The 14,813-nt window shown below is 67.4% G+C and carries 15 protein-coding genes; 5 read left to right on the forward strand and 10 right to left on the reverse strand.

The window, feature by feature from the left end; translation table 11 throughout:
- Positions 1-111: 111 nt before the first annotated feature.
- Positions 112-753 (reverse strand): FMN-dependent NADH-azoreductase, encoded by a 642-nt coding sequence (locus ACFWMR_RS02975; protein WP_093933431.1) that lies wholly within the window; start codon positions 751-753, stop codon positions 112-114.
- A gap of 83 nt (positions 754-836) precedes the next feature.
- On the opposite strand from ACFWMR_RS02975, the gene ACFWMR_RS02980 reads away from it, so the two are divergent.
- Positions 837-1,316, forward strand: coding sequence for a MarR family winged helix-turn-helix transcriptional regulator (locus ACFWMR_RS02980; protein ID WP_378376543.1), 480 nt, complete (start codon positions 837-839; stop codon positions 1,314-1,316).
- Here the strand turns inward: ACFWMR_RS02980 and ACFWMR_RS02985 are convergent.
- Positions 1,313-1,615 carry a DUF6506 family protein gene (locus ACFWMR_RS02985; RefSeq protein ID WP_378273872.1) on the reverse strand — a complete coding sequence of 101 codons (303 nt, stop codon included), beginning with the start codon at positions 1,613-1,615 and terminating at the stop codon, positions 1,313-1,315. The genes ACFWMR_RS02980 and ACFWMR_RS02985 overlap by 4 nt on opposite strands.
- A 140-nt stretch (positions 1,616-1,755) precedes the next feature.
- Complete coding sequence (locus ACFWMR_RS02990; protein ID WP_378376545.1) at positions 1,756-2,535, reverse strand: LysR family transcriptional regulator; 780 nt, start codon at positions 2,533-2,535, stop codon at positions 1,756-1,758.
- 64 nt (positions 2,536-2,599) lie between these two features.
- Between ACFWMR_RS02990 and ACFWMR_RS02995 the strand changes: the two genes are divergently transcribed.
- Both ACFWMR_RS02995 and ACFWMR_RS03000 read left to right on the forward strand, forming a co-directional pair.
- Positions 2,600-3,193 (forward strand): ATP-binding protein, encoded by a 594-nt coding sequence (locus tag ACFWMR_RS02995; protein WP_378376547.1) that lies wholly within the window; start codon positions 2,600-2,602, stop codon positions 3,191-3,193.
- The gene (locus ACFWMR_RS03000; protein ID WP_378273869.1) at positions 3,190-3,723 is read left to right on the forward strand and encodes a hypothetical protein; all 534 of its coding nucleotides are present in this window, start codon (positions 3,190-3,192) and stop codon (positions 3,721-3,723) included. Before ACFWMR_RS02995 ends, ACFWMR_RS03000 begins: the two co-directional genes overlap by 4 nt.
- Before the next feature lie 416 nt (positions 3,724-4,139).
- Here ACFWMR_RS03000 and ACFWMR_RS03005 read toward each other — a convergent pair whose 3' ends face one another.
- From ACFWMR_RS03005 to ACFWMR_RS03025, 5 genes are all read right to left on the reverse strand, one after another.
- Complete coding sequence (locus ACFWMR_RS03005; protein WP_093933437.1) at positions 4,140-4,853, reverse strand: ABC transporter ATP-binding protein; 714 nt, start codon at positions 4,851-4,853, stop codon at positions 4,140-4,142.
- Positions 4,843-5,616 (reverse strand): ABC transporter ATP-binding protein, encoded by a 774-nt coding sequence (locus ACFWMR_RS03010; RefSeq protein ID WP_093933438.1) that lies wholly within the window; start codon positions 5,614-5,616, stop codon positions 4,843-4,845. The genes ACFWMR_RS03005 and ACFWMR_RS03010 overlap by 11 nt, the downstream gene beginning before the upstream one ends.
- A complete protein-coding gene (locus tag ACFWMR_RS03015; protein ID WP_093933439.1) occupies positions 5,613-6,752 on the reverse strand; it encodes a branched-chain amino acid ABC transporter permease in 1,140 nt (379 codons plus the stop codon). The genes ACFWMR_RS03010 and ACFWMR_RS03015 overlap by 4 nt, the downstream gene beginning before the upstream one ends.
- Positions 6,749-7,720, reverse strand: coding sequence for a branched-chain amino acid ABC transporter permease (locus ACFWMR_RS03020; protein ID WP_093933440.1), 972 nt, complete (start codon positions 7,718-7,720; stop codon positions 6,749-6,751). The genes ACFWMR_RS03015 and ACFWMR_RS03020 overlap by 4 nt, the downstream gene beginning before the upstream one ends.
- Positions 7,721-7,829: 109 nt before the next feature.
- Entirely contained in the window at positions 7,830-8,981 is a 1,152-nt protein-coding gene (locus ACFWMR_RS03025) for a branched-chain amino acid ABC transporter substrate-binding protein (RefSeq protein WP_093933441.1), read from the reverse strand.
- 470 nt (positions 8,982-9,451) lie between these two features.
- Here ACFWMR_RS03025 and ACFWMR_RS03030 point away from each other — a divergent pair, with 470 nt between their 5' ends.
- Entirely contained in the window at positions 9,452-10,273 is an 822-nt protein-coding gene (locus ACFWMR_RS03030) for an alpha/beta fold hydrolase (protein WP_378276650.1), read from the forward strand.
- On the opposite strand, the gene ACFWMR_RS03035 is transcribed toward ACFWMR_RS03030, so the two are convergent.
- Positions 10,239-11,207: a LysR family transcriptional regulator gene (locus ACFWMR_RS03035; protein ID WP_093933443.1), complete on the reverse strand. Its 969-nt coding sequence runs from the start codon at positions 11,205-11,207 to the stop codon at positions 10,239-10,241. The two genes, ACFWMR_RS03030 and ACFWMR_RS03035, sit on opposite strands and share 35 nt — an antisense overlap.
- 172 nt (positions 11,208-11,379) lie before the next feature.
- Complete coding sequence (locus ACFWMR_RS03040) at positions 11,380-11,808, reverse strand: PaaI family thioesterase (protein ID WP_093933444.1); 429 nt, start codon at positions 11,806-11,808, stop codon at positions 11,380-11,382.
- 219 nt (positions 11,809-12,027) lie between these two features.
- Between ACFWMR_RS03040 and polA the strand changes: the two genes are divergently transcribed.
- Positions 12,028-14,772: a DNA polymerase I gene (gene polA, locus ACFWMR_RS03045; protein WP_378376550.1), complete on the forward strand. Its 2,745-nt coding sequence runs from the start codon at positions 12,028-12,030 to the stop codon at positions 14,770-14,772.
- The last annotated feature ends 41 nt before the right edge of the window (positions 14,773-14,813 follow it).

Consider the following 14,813-nt stretch of genomic DNA (forward strand, 5'->3'; position numbering starts at 1 on the left):
AAACCTCCCTTGCCTTCTGGTGGGGGGGGGGCTTGGGGTTGGCGTGGGGGGGGGGGGTGCGCGTAAACCCCCCCCCCCACCCACTCACGACCCCCTTGACTGCCCACGCGTTCAAGCCGCGACGGGCGTCCACAGCGCGTCGATGACGCGCTCGGCCTCGGCCAGGCTGGCGTCGGCGAGCGGGATCAGGTCCGCCATCGCCGGGTTGACCTTCGCCATGGTCAGCTCGGCGGTGACGAACCGCGGTTCGAGCCCGGTCAGCGAAACGCCGTGAGGGATCCACGATTGCGCGTGGTCCCAGCCTTCGCGCGGGGTGCCTTCGCCGTAACCGCCGCCGCGCGAGGCCAGGACGATGAAGTCACGGCCGCCCAGCAGACCCTGGTTGGTCTCGGGGTCGATCGACAGCCCGGGCGCGATCAGGTGGTCGACCCAGGACTTGACCGTGCTCGGCGGGCCGAAGTTGTAGAGCGGCAGGCCCAGCAGGACCGTGTCGGCAGCCTTGACCTCGTCGACCAGTTCCTTGATGAGCCGCCAGCCCGCGGCCTGCTCCGGCGTGTGCTGTTCCGGCGGCACGGTCCTGGAGAAGTGGGTCGCCGCGTCCAGATGCGGCAGCGGCTCGGCGCCCAGGTCGCGGTAGGTGACGGTGCCTTCCGGATGCGCGGCGCGCCAGGCCGCGGCGGCCCGCGCGGTGAGGCCGCGGCTGGTCGAGTGCTCGCCGGTGATGCTCGAGTCGATGTGCAGCAGATGCGTCATACCTATAATCTCGCATAGATAGTTTGTGTAACGCAAACCATTGATCCTGTGTCGGTCATCATGTGGGAACGTACACTTGACGCGTGTCCGAACTCCCGGTCGTGAACCAGCCCCCGCATCGCTGCGGCGCGCTGCTCGACCACGTCACCCGCCGGATCCGGCTGCGCAGCGAGACCGTCCTGACCCCGCTCGGCCTGCGTCCCCGGCATCTCGTCGCGCTCACCGTGCTGCGCGACCTCGACGGCTGCTCGCAGCAGGACCTCGCGAAGACGCTGGAGATGGACAGCACGAACGTCGTCGGGCTGCTCAACGACCTCGAGTCCGCGAACCTGATCGAACGCAAGCGGTCACCGCGGGACCGGCGGCGGCACATCGTCGAACTCACCGACGTCGGCCTCAAACAGCTCGTCAAAGCCGAGTTCGCGCTCGCCTCGGTCGAGGACCAGGTACTCGGCGCGCTCGACAACGATCAGCGCGAGACGCTGTACAACCTGCTGTATCAGGCCGCGGGCCATGCCGAGCCCGGCGCCTGTGTCGAAGCCGTCCACGACGACGACTGCTAGGCCCCGAGGCCGAACAGGTCGTGAAGCTGCTTCGTGGCCTCGCCGCCGTACATGACGCTTCCGACCGGAACCCGGGCTCCCACCGCGTCGATCACCCGCGCCGTCCACACGGGACCGAAAGCTCCGCACAGTTCGATCAGCTGCGCCCCTTCGGCCACAAGCCGTTCGGCCACGGCCACGACCTGGTCCACCTCGCCGACACCGACCAGCACCGTCAGGCAGGCCCCGGTGTCCACACGGGACACGTCCCGCTCCGGATCGCAGCCGTCGGCCAAGTACACGAAACCCCACTGTCGCATGACGATTCTCCTTCGTTCTCGAACACCGTGAGGTAATCGCGAAACGGGATCGTCGTCCACGAGGCGGATCCGAACGGCCGTTCGGGATCACCGAACAGGCGAGGCCGGGCCCGCGGCGCGCGAATCCGTTGTGGGCGCCGTCATAGCAGCGCCGCGATCCGGTCCGAAGACGCGTGCGCCGGATCCCACACGAGCGCGTGCCGGACGACGGGCGCTTCCCGCAGCGGAAGCCACCGCAGACCTTCGGCCGGTTCTTCCCGGGGGCGCAAGGCGACGACGTCGCCGCCATGCCGCAATTCGGCGACGAACAGCGTCCGCCGAGGTGGCCCGGAGCGCACCCGGGGCGGCCGCCAGCCGACCGCCGCGAGCAGCGCGTCGTGATAGCCCGGCGCCAGTTCCCGGTTGTACAGAAGGAGGTCCAGCCCGGTGAGGTCGTCCCAGCCCGCCTCGTCGAGCCGGGCCAGGGGATGGGTGCCGGAGACGAGCACCCCCAGCGGTCTCTCGCTCACGACGACGACCCGCAGGCCGTCCACCGCCTCCGGCAGGGCGAGAAGACCGGCGTCGAGCGCGCCCCGGCGCAGGAGTTCGAGCTGCCGCGCGGCGGAGAGGTCGTCGATCTCCACCGCTCCCGCGTGCAGGGCGGGGAGCACGGACGGCGGCGCGCCCGGTGTCACGCCGACGCGGAGCGGCCTGTCCACGGTCTCGCGCACGGCTTGTGCGCCCAGCTCGGCTTCCTCCAGCATCCGGCGGGCGTGGGGGAGCAGCGCCAGCGCGGCGGCGGTGGGTGTCATGCCCGCCTGGGTACGGACGAACAGCGTCGCGTCCAGTTCCCGTTCCAGCGCGATGATCTGCTGGCTGAGCGACGACGCCCGGATGCCGAGGCGCTCCGCGGCGCGGGTGAGATGCCCTTCCTCCGCCACGGCGCACAGATATCGAAGACGTCGTAACTCCACAATCGCACAGTAGCCGTAGGAGAATGGCAGGGTGAGTGACACGAGCGCGCGACGGGGCGACACCACGCACGACTGGGCCGGTTCCGTGGACCACGACCATCTGGCGCGCATTCGCCGGAACCCGGGGGAATTCTCGCCCGGCGGGGTCGGTCATCTCGTCCTCGAAGTACTCGCCTACGCGGCCGAGGAGGCGGAAAGCGCCGGCGGTGGGCACGCCATCGTCACGGTCCATCCCGATGGCTCGGTCTCCGTGGCGGACAACGGCCGGGGCACCGCCACCCGTGCTGACGGGAGCGGCGGGTTCGTGAAGAAACCGGTCATGTCGACCAAGGATCTGCGCTTCTTCGGCTTTCCTGACGCGCAAACGTTGCCGGACGGCCATCCGCGGCACGGAATGTCGGTCGTCGCGGCGTTGAGCGACTGGCTCGTGCACACCAACCGGCGTCACAACGGCTCTTGGACTCAGCGGTACGAACGCGGCGTCCCGGTCACCGATCTGACGCCGATCGCGGACGACGGCACCACCGGCACGACGGTGCGTTTCCGGCCCGGTGAGGACGTCGGCGCGGTCCGGCTGCCGGAGGTCGGCGGGTGGCAATACCTGAGCGTGGAGATCGCCGGATGAGAAAGTGCCTGACAATGGCCGCGGCCGCGGTCCTCCTGCTGGCCGGCTGCTCCGGCGAGCAGGCACAGCCGCCCGCCAAACCCGTGTACGACCTCCCCGCGCGGGAGGTCCGGCCGGACGAGACCGCGCTGCACCTGCCGCCGGTGCTCAACGGCGAGACCGAGTTCTCCGTCATCGGACTGGCCGCCGGACTGCCCAGTCTCACCGGCAGCCACACCGAGTTCGAAGCGAAGGGGCGGTTCGTCCGCCTCCGGCTGGTGGTGACGGGGAAGGGCGTGTCCGGAATTGTCTTCGACACCCGGCGCCAGCAACTCCTCACCGATTCCGGCGCCGTGATCGCCGTCGACAACCAGGCCATGACCATCAAGCGGCAGCCCGACAAGTTCGAGCTCGGGCGAGGCGTACGGGTCGAGTTCGACCTCTACTTCGACCTGCCGAAAGAGGCGAAACCCTTGGTGCTGCGGGCTTTCGGCGGTCCGACGCTGACGGACATGAAGAACCTCACCGGGACCGACATCAAGCTGGGCTGAGCAGAGGGCGTTGTGAAAGCCACTTTCGCAACCTTGGCCGAGGCGGACGAGAGGCCCTGGTGGTCGTGAGTTGCAAGGCTGGTTCTGACGGACTCGTCTTTGCCTGGCCACTGGTGTGACCGGTCGAGTGTGGAGGATCGGGGACGTTGAGTGTCCCGGATCCTCCGTTGATCAAGGTCCGAAGCCGGGCGACCCCACGGTGAAGGAATTGGGACGTTCAACGTCCCAATTCCCGCACCGTCGAGCCCGGCAGACGCTGAACCGCCACCCTCGCACAGGTCAGACGTAGATAGGTAGATGCTGGTCCGCCCTAACGACATTTGCCACTCACGACCACCTGTACCGATACTCGCCTTATCGCACCGAAAAGAAAGGGCCCCGCCGCGAAAGCGACGGGGCCCTTCCGACAAAAGGCGTCAGACGCCCAGGTCGCCACCGAGGTAGGCGGCCCGCACCTGCGGGTCGTCCAGCAACTCGGCGCCGCGGGCGCTCTTGACCACTTCACCGGTCTCCAGCACGTACGCGCGGTCGGAGAGCTTCAGCGCCTGCTGCGCGTTCTGCTCCACCAGCAGGACCGTGGTCCCGCGTTTGTTGATCTCGCGGATGATGTCGAAGATCTGCGCGATCAGCATCGGCGCCAGGCCCATGGACGGCTCGTCGAGCAGCAGCACCTTGGGTTTGGTCATCAGCGCGCGGCCGATGGCGATCATCTGCTGCTCGCCACCGGACATCGTGCCGCCGAACTGGGTCTTGCGTTCGTTCAGCCGCGGGAACAGCTCGTAGACCTCGTCGAGGTCGGCCTTCAGGTCGTCCTTCCGGGTGTAGGCACCCATCAGGAGGTTCTCCTGCACCGTCATACCGGGGAACACGCCCCGGCCTTCCGGCGACTGGCCGATCCCGAGTTCGACCCGCTTGTGCCCGGGCGTCTTCGAGATGTCCTTGCCGTCGAAGAGGATCCGGCCGCTGGTCAGCGGACGCAGGCCCGAGATCGTCTTCAGCGTCGTGGTCTTGCCGGCGCCGTTGGCCCCGATGAGCGAAACGATCTCGCCCTCGCCGACCTCGATGGTCATTCCCTTGAGCGCGGCGATCTTCCCGTAGTGGACGTTGATGTCCTGAACCTCAAGAAGCATCTTCCGCCACCCCCAGGTAAGCCTCGATCACCTTCTGGTTGTTCTGCACCTCGTGGGGGAGCCCTTCTGCGATCTTCTGGCCGAAGTCGAGCACGGCCAGCCGGTCGGCGATCTGCATGACCAAGCCCATGTCGTGCTCGATGAGCAGCACGGTCCGGCCGTCGTCCCGGATCTTGCGGATCAGCTGCTGCAGCGAGTTCTTCTCCGCCGGGTTCATCCCGGCGGCGGGCTCGTCGAGCAGCAGCAGCTTCGGGTCGGTCGCGAGCGCACGCGCGATCTCCAGCCGGCGCTGGTCGCCGTAGGAGAGGTTCTTCGCGGTGTTGTGCTCGACCCGTCCGATGCCGACGAAGTCCAGCAGTTCCCTCGCCAGCTCGCGGCCCCGCTTCTCTTCCCTGCGGTGCACGGGCAGGCCCAGCGTCGCCGAGATCGCGCCGGTCTTGTGGTGCGAGTCCGCACCGACCATCACGTTCTCGAGCGCCGACATGTTGTGGAACAGCCGGATGTTCTGGAACGTGCGGGCGATCCCGGTCTGGTTGATCTTGAACCGCTTCATCCCGCTGACCTTGGTGCCCGCGAAGCGCACCTCGCCCTCGGTCGGCTGGTAGACGCCGGTGATCACGTTGAACACGGTGGTCTTGCCCGCGCCGTTCGGCCCGATCAGCGCGAAGATCTCACCCTGGTCGATGGCGAGGTCGACGCCCTTCAAGGCCGTGACGCCGCCGAAGCGCATGGTCACGCTGTCGAATTCGAGCAGTGCGCTCATTTCGTCACCTCCGCCGAAGCCTCGGAATCCGGACCCGCGACTTCGGCGCCCATGGCACCCATCCCGCCCGTTCCTTCACGTAGTTCCGCCTTGCGCTGCCGGGACGGCAGCAGGCCCTCCGGCCGCAGCGCCATCATCAGCACCAGCACGGCGCCGAAGAACAGGATGCGGTACTCCTGCACGATACGGAACCGCTCCGGGAGCCAGGCGACGAGGAACGCGCCGAGGATGACACCGGGCAGGTTGCCCGCGCCACCGAGCACCACGGCCGCGAGGATGGTCGCGGACAGGATGAACGGGAAGTTGTTCGGCTCGATGAAGACGGCCTTGCTGGCGTAGACCACACCGGCCATCCCGCCGAGCATGGCGCCGATGGCGAACGCCAGCAGCTTGAACTTGAACGTCGGGACACCCATCAGTTCGGCGGCGTCCTCGTCCTCGCGGATCGCCGCCCACGCCCGGCCGACGCGGCTTCGGTGCAGCCGCACCGAGAAGACGATCGCGATCACGATCGCCGCCAGGACCAGGTAGTAGTACGGCGCCGGGTCGAGCAGGAACTCGACACCGAACATCGCGTCCGGGTGCGGGACGTTGGTGATACCGCGGGCGCCACCGATGGAGTCGGTGTTGGTCGCGGTGATCCGGACGATTTCACCGAAGCCGAGTGTCACGATGGCCAGATAATCGCCGCGCAACCGGAGCGTCGGAGCGCCGAGGATGACCCCCGACATCGCCGCCAGGAAGATGCCGAGCACGAGGCATCCCCAGAAATCCCAGCCGTATTTGGTGCCCATCACGGCGAGGGTGTAGGCGCCGATCGCGAAGAACGCGACGAAACCGAGGTCGAGCATGCCCGCGTGACCGACGACGATGTTCAGGCCGATCGCCAGCAGGATGTAGATCCCGACCGGGAAGATCAGGACGCTCGTCCAGTCCGAATCCGGGGACATGAACGAACCGATGGCGGGTGCGGGCAGGATCAGCGCGCCCACGATCAGGAGAATGTAGACGCCATAACGCTGCCAATGCGGAGCGTCGGCCCACCAATCCCGCATACCGTCGATGGGGTGGAACCCGGCGCGCGCGGGCTTCCCGTTCTCTGAGGACTTTTCAGCCACTTCTTCGTTGCCCTTCATGCGCGTGCCCGCTGCAGCGATTCACCGAGGATGCCGGTGGGACGGAACATCAGGACCAGCACCAGTACCACGAAGGCGGTGACGTCCTTCCATTGTGAACCGAAGAAGATCGAACTCCAGTTCTCCACCAGACCGAGCACGATGCCACCGAGCAGCGCCCCTCGCAGGTTGCCGATACCTCCCAGCACGGCCGCGGTGAACGCCTTGATGCCGAGGAGGAAGCCGATGCGGTAGTCGGTGTTCTCGTATTCCATGACGTACAGCGCCGCGGCGACACCCGCCATGGCGCCACCGAGCAGGAAGGTGAGACGCACGATCTTGTCGATGCTGACGCCCATCAGCACGGCGGCTTCGGGATCCTGTGCCGTGGCACGGATACCGCGGCCGATGCGGGTGCGGCTGACCAGCTGGTCGAGGGCGATCATCATGATCACGGCGCCGACGACGACGAACACGTGGTCGGTGCGGACCACGCCGTTGCCGATGTGGAACAGCTCCTCGTGCGGGATGAACCGCGGCGCGTTCTGCTGGACACGGCCGGACTTGCCGGTGATCCATTCGATGATGTGCAGTCCGAACGCTTCCTGGAGGAACAGGGAGGCGCCGATGGCGGAGATCAGCGCGGCCAGCCGGGTCGCGCCCTTCTTGCGGAGCGGCCGGTAGGCCACTTGCTCCAGAAGGACCGCCGCACCACCGGAAACGGCGGCCGAAGCGATGATGATCAGCAGCAGCACGGCGATCATCCCGAACACGCCGAGCGTGATCGGGGCGGTGCCGCCGGCGATGGTGATGAGGACGAACAGGGACGTGACCGTCCCGATCATGAAGATCTCGGAATGCGCGAAGTTGATGAGCCGGAGCACGCCGTAGACCATTGTGTAGCCGAGGGCGATGAGGGCGTAGATGCTTCCGGCGACCAGTCCGCCGATGGTGCTACCGAGGAACTGGGCTTGCAGATCTTGAAGCATGACGTGGATGCCTTACGGGACGGGGCGATATTTCGCCACATTTACGGGAAGCGGGGGAGCTGTGCCCGCACAGCGCCCCCGCTTCCGTTAGGTGTTCCTACCTGCTCCGTCAGCCGTTGAGCTTGGCTTCGGTCGAGACGCCGAGGTTCTTGAGGACGCCACCGGTGACCTGGTAGACGTTGATCGCGTCCGTCGACGGTTCGCCGTTCTCCTTGAACTTGACCTGCTTCGAGACACCCTTGAAGTCGATCGTCTTGAGGGCCTCGTTGATCTTCTCGGCGGTGGTGTTGCCCGCCTTGACCGCGTTGATGATGGCGGTCGCGGCGTCGTAGCCCTCGCTCGAGTAGATCGCCGGGTCGACGTTGTACGCGGCCTTGTACTTGGTGCTGAACTCGTCGGTGGAGCCGGCGTCCGGGATGTTGCAGGGGCAGCCGACGACGGCCTTCTCGGCGGCCGCGGCACCCGCGCCGCTGACGAGCTGAGCGTCGAGCGATCCGTCGCCGGTGGCGAAGACGGCGGTCACCTGGCTGTCACGCAGCTGCTTGAGCAGACGGCCACCCTGGGCGTAGTAGCCGCCGAAGAGGATGATGTCCGGGTTCGCGGCCTTGACCTTCTGCACGGTCGAGGAGTAGTCCGACGCGTCCTTGGCGAACTTGTCGCGCTCGGTCGGGACGTTCTTTTCCTTCAAGGTCTTCTCGAAGTTGTCAGCCAGGCCGACGCTGTACTCCTGGTCGTCCGAGATGACGTAGGCCTTCTTGGGCGACTTCGCCGTGATGAGGAAGTTGGCGATGGCCGGGCCCTGGCTGGCGTCACTCGCGACGACGCGGTGCCAGTACTTCCAGCCGTTCGCGGCGAGGCCCGCGTTGGTGGCCGACGGCGAAACGCTCGGGATCTTGTTCTGCTCCAGCTGACCGCCGATGGCCTTCGACTCGCCGGAGAACGCCGGGCCGATCAGCGCGGTGATCTTGTCCTGGCCGACGGCGGTCGCGATCAGCGACGTCGCCTGCTCGGGCTTGCCCTGGCTGTCGTATTCCTTGAGCTCCAGCTTGGTCGCCGGGTTCGTCTTGTTGTACTCGTCGATAGCGAGCTTCGCGCCGTTGCGGGGCGGGATGACGATCCCGGAGTTCTCACCGGTGAGGTCACCCATGAACCCGATCTTCAGCGTGCTGCTGTCACCGCCACCGGACGTGCTGCCGCCCGCGCAGCCCGCCAGCGCCAGCGACGCAGCCGCCGCGACGGCGAAAACCCGTCCAAAACGCACTCCTGACACCGACTACCTCCCATGACCAACCAGCCGCCGGTAGGCGTTGCCCCCGACACAGGGGCTAGGTTAGGGCAGGAAGATATCCCCCTCTGCCATGATCTGGACAGACGCCCATCACTCTGTGTCCACATCGTGACGGTCGAAACCAGAACGAATTGCACGAAAAGGCGAATGTTGCCGGTTGGCAGGTCTTCGCTGGTCACGCTGGGGATTCACCGCTACCACGTCGATCATGCTCGTGGGTAATGATCATGTTTCGGCCGCGTATCTTGCGGCTTTCCCCTCCTTCGGGGGCGCCCGTTCGTCGTAGCAATGCTGCCCCAAAGGGCGTCAAGCGTGCCCTCCCTTCTCTCGTGGCACGACAACCGATGGTTGTCATCGGGGCCCGAACGGCTGTTGGATCCCGGCCCCGGCCTCGCGGTTAGCTGTTCCCAGAGCCGGAAAAACCGCGAAGGACCTGGGAGAACATGACGATGAGCGTCGAAATGGGCGAAGCGATCGAAGGCGTGGCGGCGGGAGTCCCGTTCGTGGCTTTGCCGCCGTCGGACCTGGAGCGCCCGGCGCCGCTGGTGCTGACCTGGCACTTGCTGGGCGCGCCGTTCAGCGAGGCGGCCATGGCGGCGGCGCTGCCGATGCGGGAACTGCGCGCGTGGCGAGTGCACCTCGGGTTGCCGCTGACCGGGAAACGTTTCCCTGAGGGCGGTTTCGAGGGCTTCTTCCGCCTTGCGAGCGAGGACAACGTGCTCAACGTCGTCGAACCGCTCACCAGGCAGGTCGAAGCCGAATTCCCGGCGGCGGTGGCGGAGCTGCGCACCCGCTTGTCCATTGAGGACGGTCCGGTCGGGCTGGTCGGCGGTTCGCAGGGCGGCGGCGTCGCGTTGCAGATGCTGACCCGCGCCGAGATCCCGGTGGCCGCGGCCGCGCTGGTGAACCCGGTGACCCAGCTGGCGCCGGTGATCGCGGCGAACGAGCGGGTCTACGACGTCACCTATCACTGGTCTGACCGGTCCCGCGCGGTCGCGGACGAGTACGACTACGTGCGGCGGGCCGACGAACTGACCGCGCCGGTGCTGCTCGTCATCGGCGAGGAGGACGACGTCTCGATCACCGAACCGGCGGCCGCGCTGCACAAGGCGCTGGGGGAGGGGCGATCCGAGCTCGTGACGATCCCGGGGATGGCGCACGAGTTCGCCGAGGCGCCCGGCCTCGAACCCGCTCCGCAGACGGAACACGCGAAGCTGGTCGACGCCGAGCTCACGCGCTGGTTCGCCCGGCACCTAGCTGTCTGAGGTCGTCGTCCGGCAGCCAGGATCGTTCGGGATCGTAGGCGCACCAACCTTCTTCGTGGCCGGTCCGGCCCAGTAGCGCCAGCAGGCGCCGCAGGGCCGGGCCTTCGCCGCGCCGCCACACGACCGACCACGGGAACAGCGGCGACGGTTCGAAGGGCAGGACCCGCAGGTTGAGATCGGAAGCGAGGTCCATGTCGGCGCCGGCGAGGGTGACCCGCTGCTTCCCGTAACGGGTCTGTTCCAGGGTGTGTCTGAGGTCGTAACTGACCCCGGAGTCGTCGATCGGGACGGCGAATTCTTTGCATAGGCGTTGCAAATAAGAAAGCCATTCGACCGGGCCGCCCAATTGCGGAATCCAGATGCCGTCACCCCGGAGATCGGACAATTTCAGGACATCGCTGCCCGCCAGCGGATGTTCCGGCGCGAGGAGGGCGACCAGCGGTTCGAGCCGGACGAGGCGATGTTCGAGTTCTGGCGGCACTTCACGGCCGAGATCCGCGACGCGGCCGAACGCGAGGTCGATCTCGCCGCGGACCAGCGGGTCCAGGGCGTTGACGAGCCCCCGACCTGCGACGCGTTCTACGGCGAGGTCCGGATCCCGCTGTGCGACGCGGCGCAGCATGTACATGGGGGCGAGGCGCGGGTCGATGACGTCGAGGCGGGGTGGCCGGTCCTGAAGTCCCATCGCGGCGACGGCGGCGTCCGCCGCGCGGATCAGCTCGCGCGCGTGCGGGAGGAAGCGGTCGCCGTCGGGGGTCAGCTCGACGGACCGGTTGGTGCGGCGGAAGAGCTGGACCGACAAGGCGTCCTCGAGCTTGCGGATCCGCTTCGACAGCGCTTGTTGCGTCAGGTAGAGGGATTCTGCCGCGCGACCGAAATGGCCGTGGTCGGCGGTCGCGACGAACGCCCGCACCTGAGCCGTGTCGAGATCCACGCCGCTCAAGGTACGTGAAGGCCCCCTTCATGTACCTAGGCGCAAGGAAGGGGCCCTTATTTTAGTTGCGCCCCCCGGTGAGCGGGGGTGTCGCCTTGGTAATTAATGGGTCGTTCAGGACGAAAAACGTCCTGAACGACCCTTTCATGACACTCCGGAGGGGCCGGACCGATCAGGCGCCCGGCGGCCGCTCCCGCACCACGCACGTCAGCCGCGCCGTGCACGAGCGGCGGCCCTGGTCGTCGGTCAGCACGATCTCGGCGGTGACGGTCCCGCGCCCGACGTGCACCGGAGTCGCGACACCGGTCACCCGCCCGGACCGGACCGCCCGATGGTGGGTGCACGAGAGTTCGAGGCCCATCGTCGCCTTGTCGGTGCCGGCGTTGAGCGCGCAGACCATCGAGCCGAGCGCCTCGGCGACGACGGCGTTCGCCCCGCCGTGGAGGAGACCGTAGGGCTGGAGGTTCCCCTCGACCGGGATGCTGCCCACGACGCGTTCGGGGCCGAATTCGCTGATCTCGAGCCCGAGCTTGTCGTTGAGCTGCTGTCCGGCGTAGGCCGGGTCGATCCCGGCGAAGGATTCGAGGGCTTGTTCGGTCACGCAGAGCTCCTTAACATCGTGAACCCGCGACCGCGATCGCGTCGCCAGGGCGCACGTTCCGAGTTTTTCTCACGTCCTGCCGACAGGCGCCCTGCCGCCCCGATCGCGGGGCCTTTGGCCAGGCGGGTTCCTGCGCCGAGGGTGCCGGGCAGCTCCGCCGACATGCCGCAACCGACACGACAGGTAGGACTGTCAGACCCTCACCCTAGACTCGCTCCCGTGAGCCCGAGTGAGAACACGACCGTTGCCAACGCCACACCCGCCACCGCACAGGCCGAGCGGCCCAAGCTGCTGCTGATCGACGGCCATTCGATGGCGTATCGCGCGTTCTTCGCGCTGCCCGCGGAGAACTTCAAGACGAAGACCGGGCAGACGACGAACGCGGTCTTCGGGTTCACCTCGATGCTCATCAACCTGCTGCGCGACGAGGCGCCGACCCACCTCGCGGTGGCGTTCGACCTCTCCCGCAAGACGTTCCGCTCGGAGACCTACGCGGAGTACAAGGCCAACCGCAGCGCCACCCCGGACGAGTTCAAGGGCCAGGTCGGCCTGGTCGAGGACGTGCTCAAGGTCCTCGGCATCCCGGCGCTGACCAAGGAGAACTACGAAGCCGACGACATCATCGCCACGCTCACGACACAGGCGACCGCCGAAGGCTTCGACGTCCTCATCTGTACGGGCGACCGTGACGCGCTCCAGCTGGTGACAGAGCAGGTCACCGTGCTGTACCCGAAGCGCGGCGTGTCGGAGATGACCCGCTTCACCCCCGAGGCGGTCGAGGAGAAGTACGGCCTCACCCCGTCGCAGTACCCGGACTTCGCCGCCCTGCGTGGCGACCCCTCGGACAACCTGCCCAGCATCCCGGGCGTCGGCGAGAAGACGGCCGCGAAGTGGATCAGGCAGTTCGGGTCGTTCAACGAGCTGATCGACCGGGTCGACGAGGTCAAGGGCAAGGTCGGCGACGCGCTGCGCGAGCACCTCGGCGCGGTCATGCTGAACCGTCAGCTCACCGAGCTGATCCGCGACGTCGAGCTGGAGCTCGGCCCGACAGGCCTGGAGCTGCGCCCCTGGGATCGCGAGGCCGTCCACGCGCTGTTCGACGAGCTGGAGTTCCGGGTCCTGCGTGACCGGCTGTTCGCCACCTTGCAGAGCGCGGAGCCCGAGGCCGAGGAGGGTTTCGAGGTCAGCGGCGCGAAGCTCGCTCCGGGCGCCCTCACGGAATGGCTGTCCGCGCACACCGGCCAGGACGCGCCGGTCGGTCTGGCGTTCCGCACCACCGGGGCTTCGGTGCGCTCCGACCTGAAGGCCATCACCTTCGCGGCGGCGGACGGCGAAGGCGCGTATGTCGACGTCACGACGATGGACGCCGAGGACGACAAGGCGCTCACGGCCTGGCTCGCCGACGCGAAGATCCAGAAGATCGGTCACGAGCTCAAGGTCGCCTTGCACGCCGTCCAGGCGCGGGGCTGGACGTTCGCCGGCCTCGTCATGGACACCGCGCTCGCGGCGTACCTGGTCCGCCCGGGCCAGCGCACGTTCGAGCTCGACGACCTGGCCCTGCGGTACCTGCACCGCGAGCTGCGGTCTGAGGCCGACACCGGGGACGGGCAGCTTTCGCTGCTCGACGGTGGCGGCGCCGAGGACCTGGAGCAGAAGGAGATCCAGGCCGAGCTGGTCAAGGCCCGCGCGGTCGCCGAGCTGGCCGGCGCGCTGACCAAGGAGCTCGAAGAACTCGGCGGCGCGCAGCTGCTCGTCGAGCTGGAACTGCCGCTGTTGCAGGTGATCACCGGACTCGAAGCGGCGGGCATCGCGGTCGACATCGAGCATCTGACGGATCTGGAAGCGCATTACCTCGGCCGGGTCACCCAGGCCGCGGACGAGGCGTACGCGGTCATCGGCAAGCAGGTCAACCTCGGTTCGCCGAAGCAGCTCCAGGTGATCCTGTTCGACGAGCTCGGCATGCCGAAGACCAAGCGCACCAAGACCGGCTACACCACCGACGCCGAGGCGTTGCAGAGCCTGTTCGAGAAGACCGAGCACCCGTTCCTGCAGCACCTGCTGGAGCACCGGGACGCGACCAGGCTGCGCACCACGGTCGAGGGCCTGATCAAGGCGGTCGCCGACGACGGCCGCATCCACACCACGCTGCTGCAGACGATCGCCGCCACCGGACGGCTGTCCTCGATCGACCCGAACCTCCAGAACATCCCCATCCGCACCGAGGAAGGCCGCCGCATCCGCGACGCGTTCGTCGTCGGCGACGGGTACGCCGAGCTGATGACGGCGGACTACAGCCAGATCGAAATGCGGATCATGGCGCACCTCTCGCAGGACGAAGGGCTGATCCAGGCCTTCAACAGCGGCGAGGATCTTCACACGTTCGTGGCGTCCCGCGCGTTCTCGCTGCCGCCGGAGGAGATCACGCCGGAACTGCGGTTCCGGGTCAAGGCGATGTCGTACGGCCTGGCGTACGGCCTTTCGGCGTACGGGCTTTCGCAGCAGCTGCGGATCTCGACCGAAGAGGCCAAGGAGCAGATGGAGGCGTACTTCTCCCGCTTCGGCGGCGTGCGCGATTACCTCCATTCGGTCGTGGGCGACGCGGCGAAGGTCGGTTACACCGAAACGATCTTCGGCCGCCGCCGCTACCTGCCGGACCTCAACAGCGACAATCGCCAGCGCCGTGAAATGGCCGAGCGGATGGCGCTCAACGCCCCCATCCAGGGCAGCGCGGCGGACATCATCAAGGTCGCCATGCTCAACGTGCACAAGGCGCTGACCGAAGCGAAGCTGAAGAGCCGCGTGCTGCTCCAGGTCCACGACGAACTCGTCCTCGAGGTCGCCGAAGGCGAGCGCGAGCAGCTGGAAGCGTTGGTGCGTCAGGGAATGGGCTCGGCGTACGAGCTCGCCGTGCCGCTGGAGGTCTCGGTCGGCTACGGCCGGTCCTGGAACGACGCCGCACATTAGAGCTCGTATTAGGCCTCGTGAGTGGTAATGCCGGTGAGAAC

The organism is Amycolatopsis thailandensis, assembly GCF_042723255.1.
GTDB lineage: Bacteria > Actinomycetota > Actinomycetes > Mycobacteriales > Pseudonocardiaceae > Amycolatopsis > Amycolatopsis thailandensis.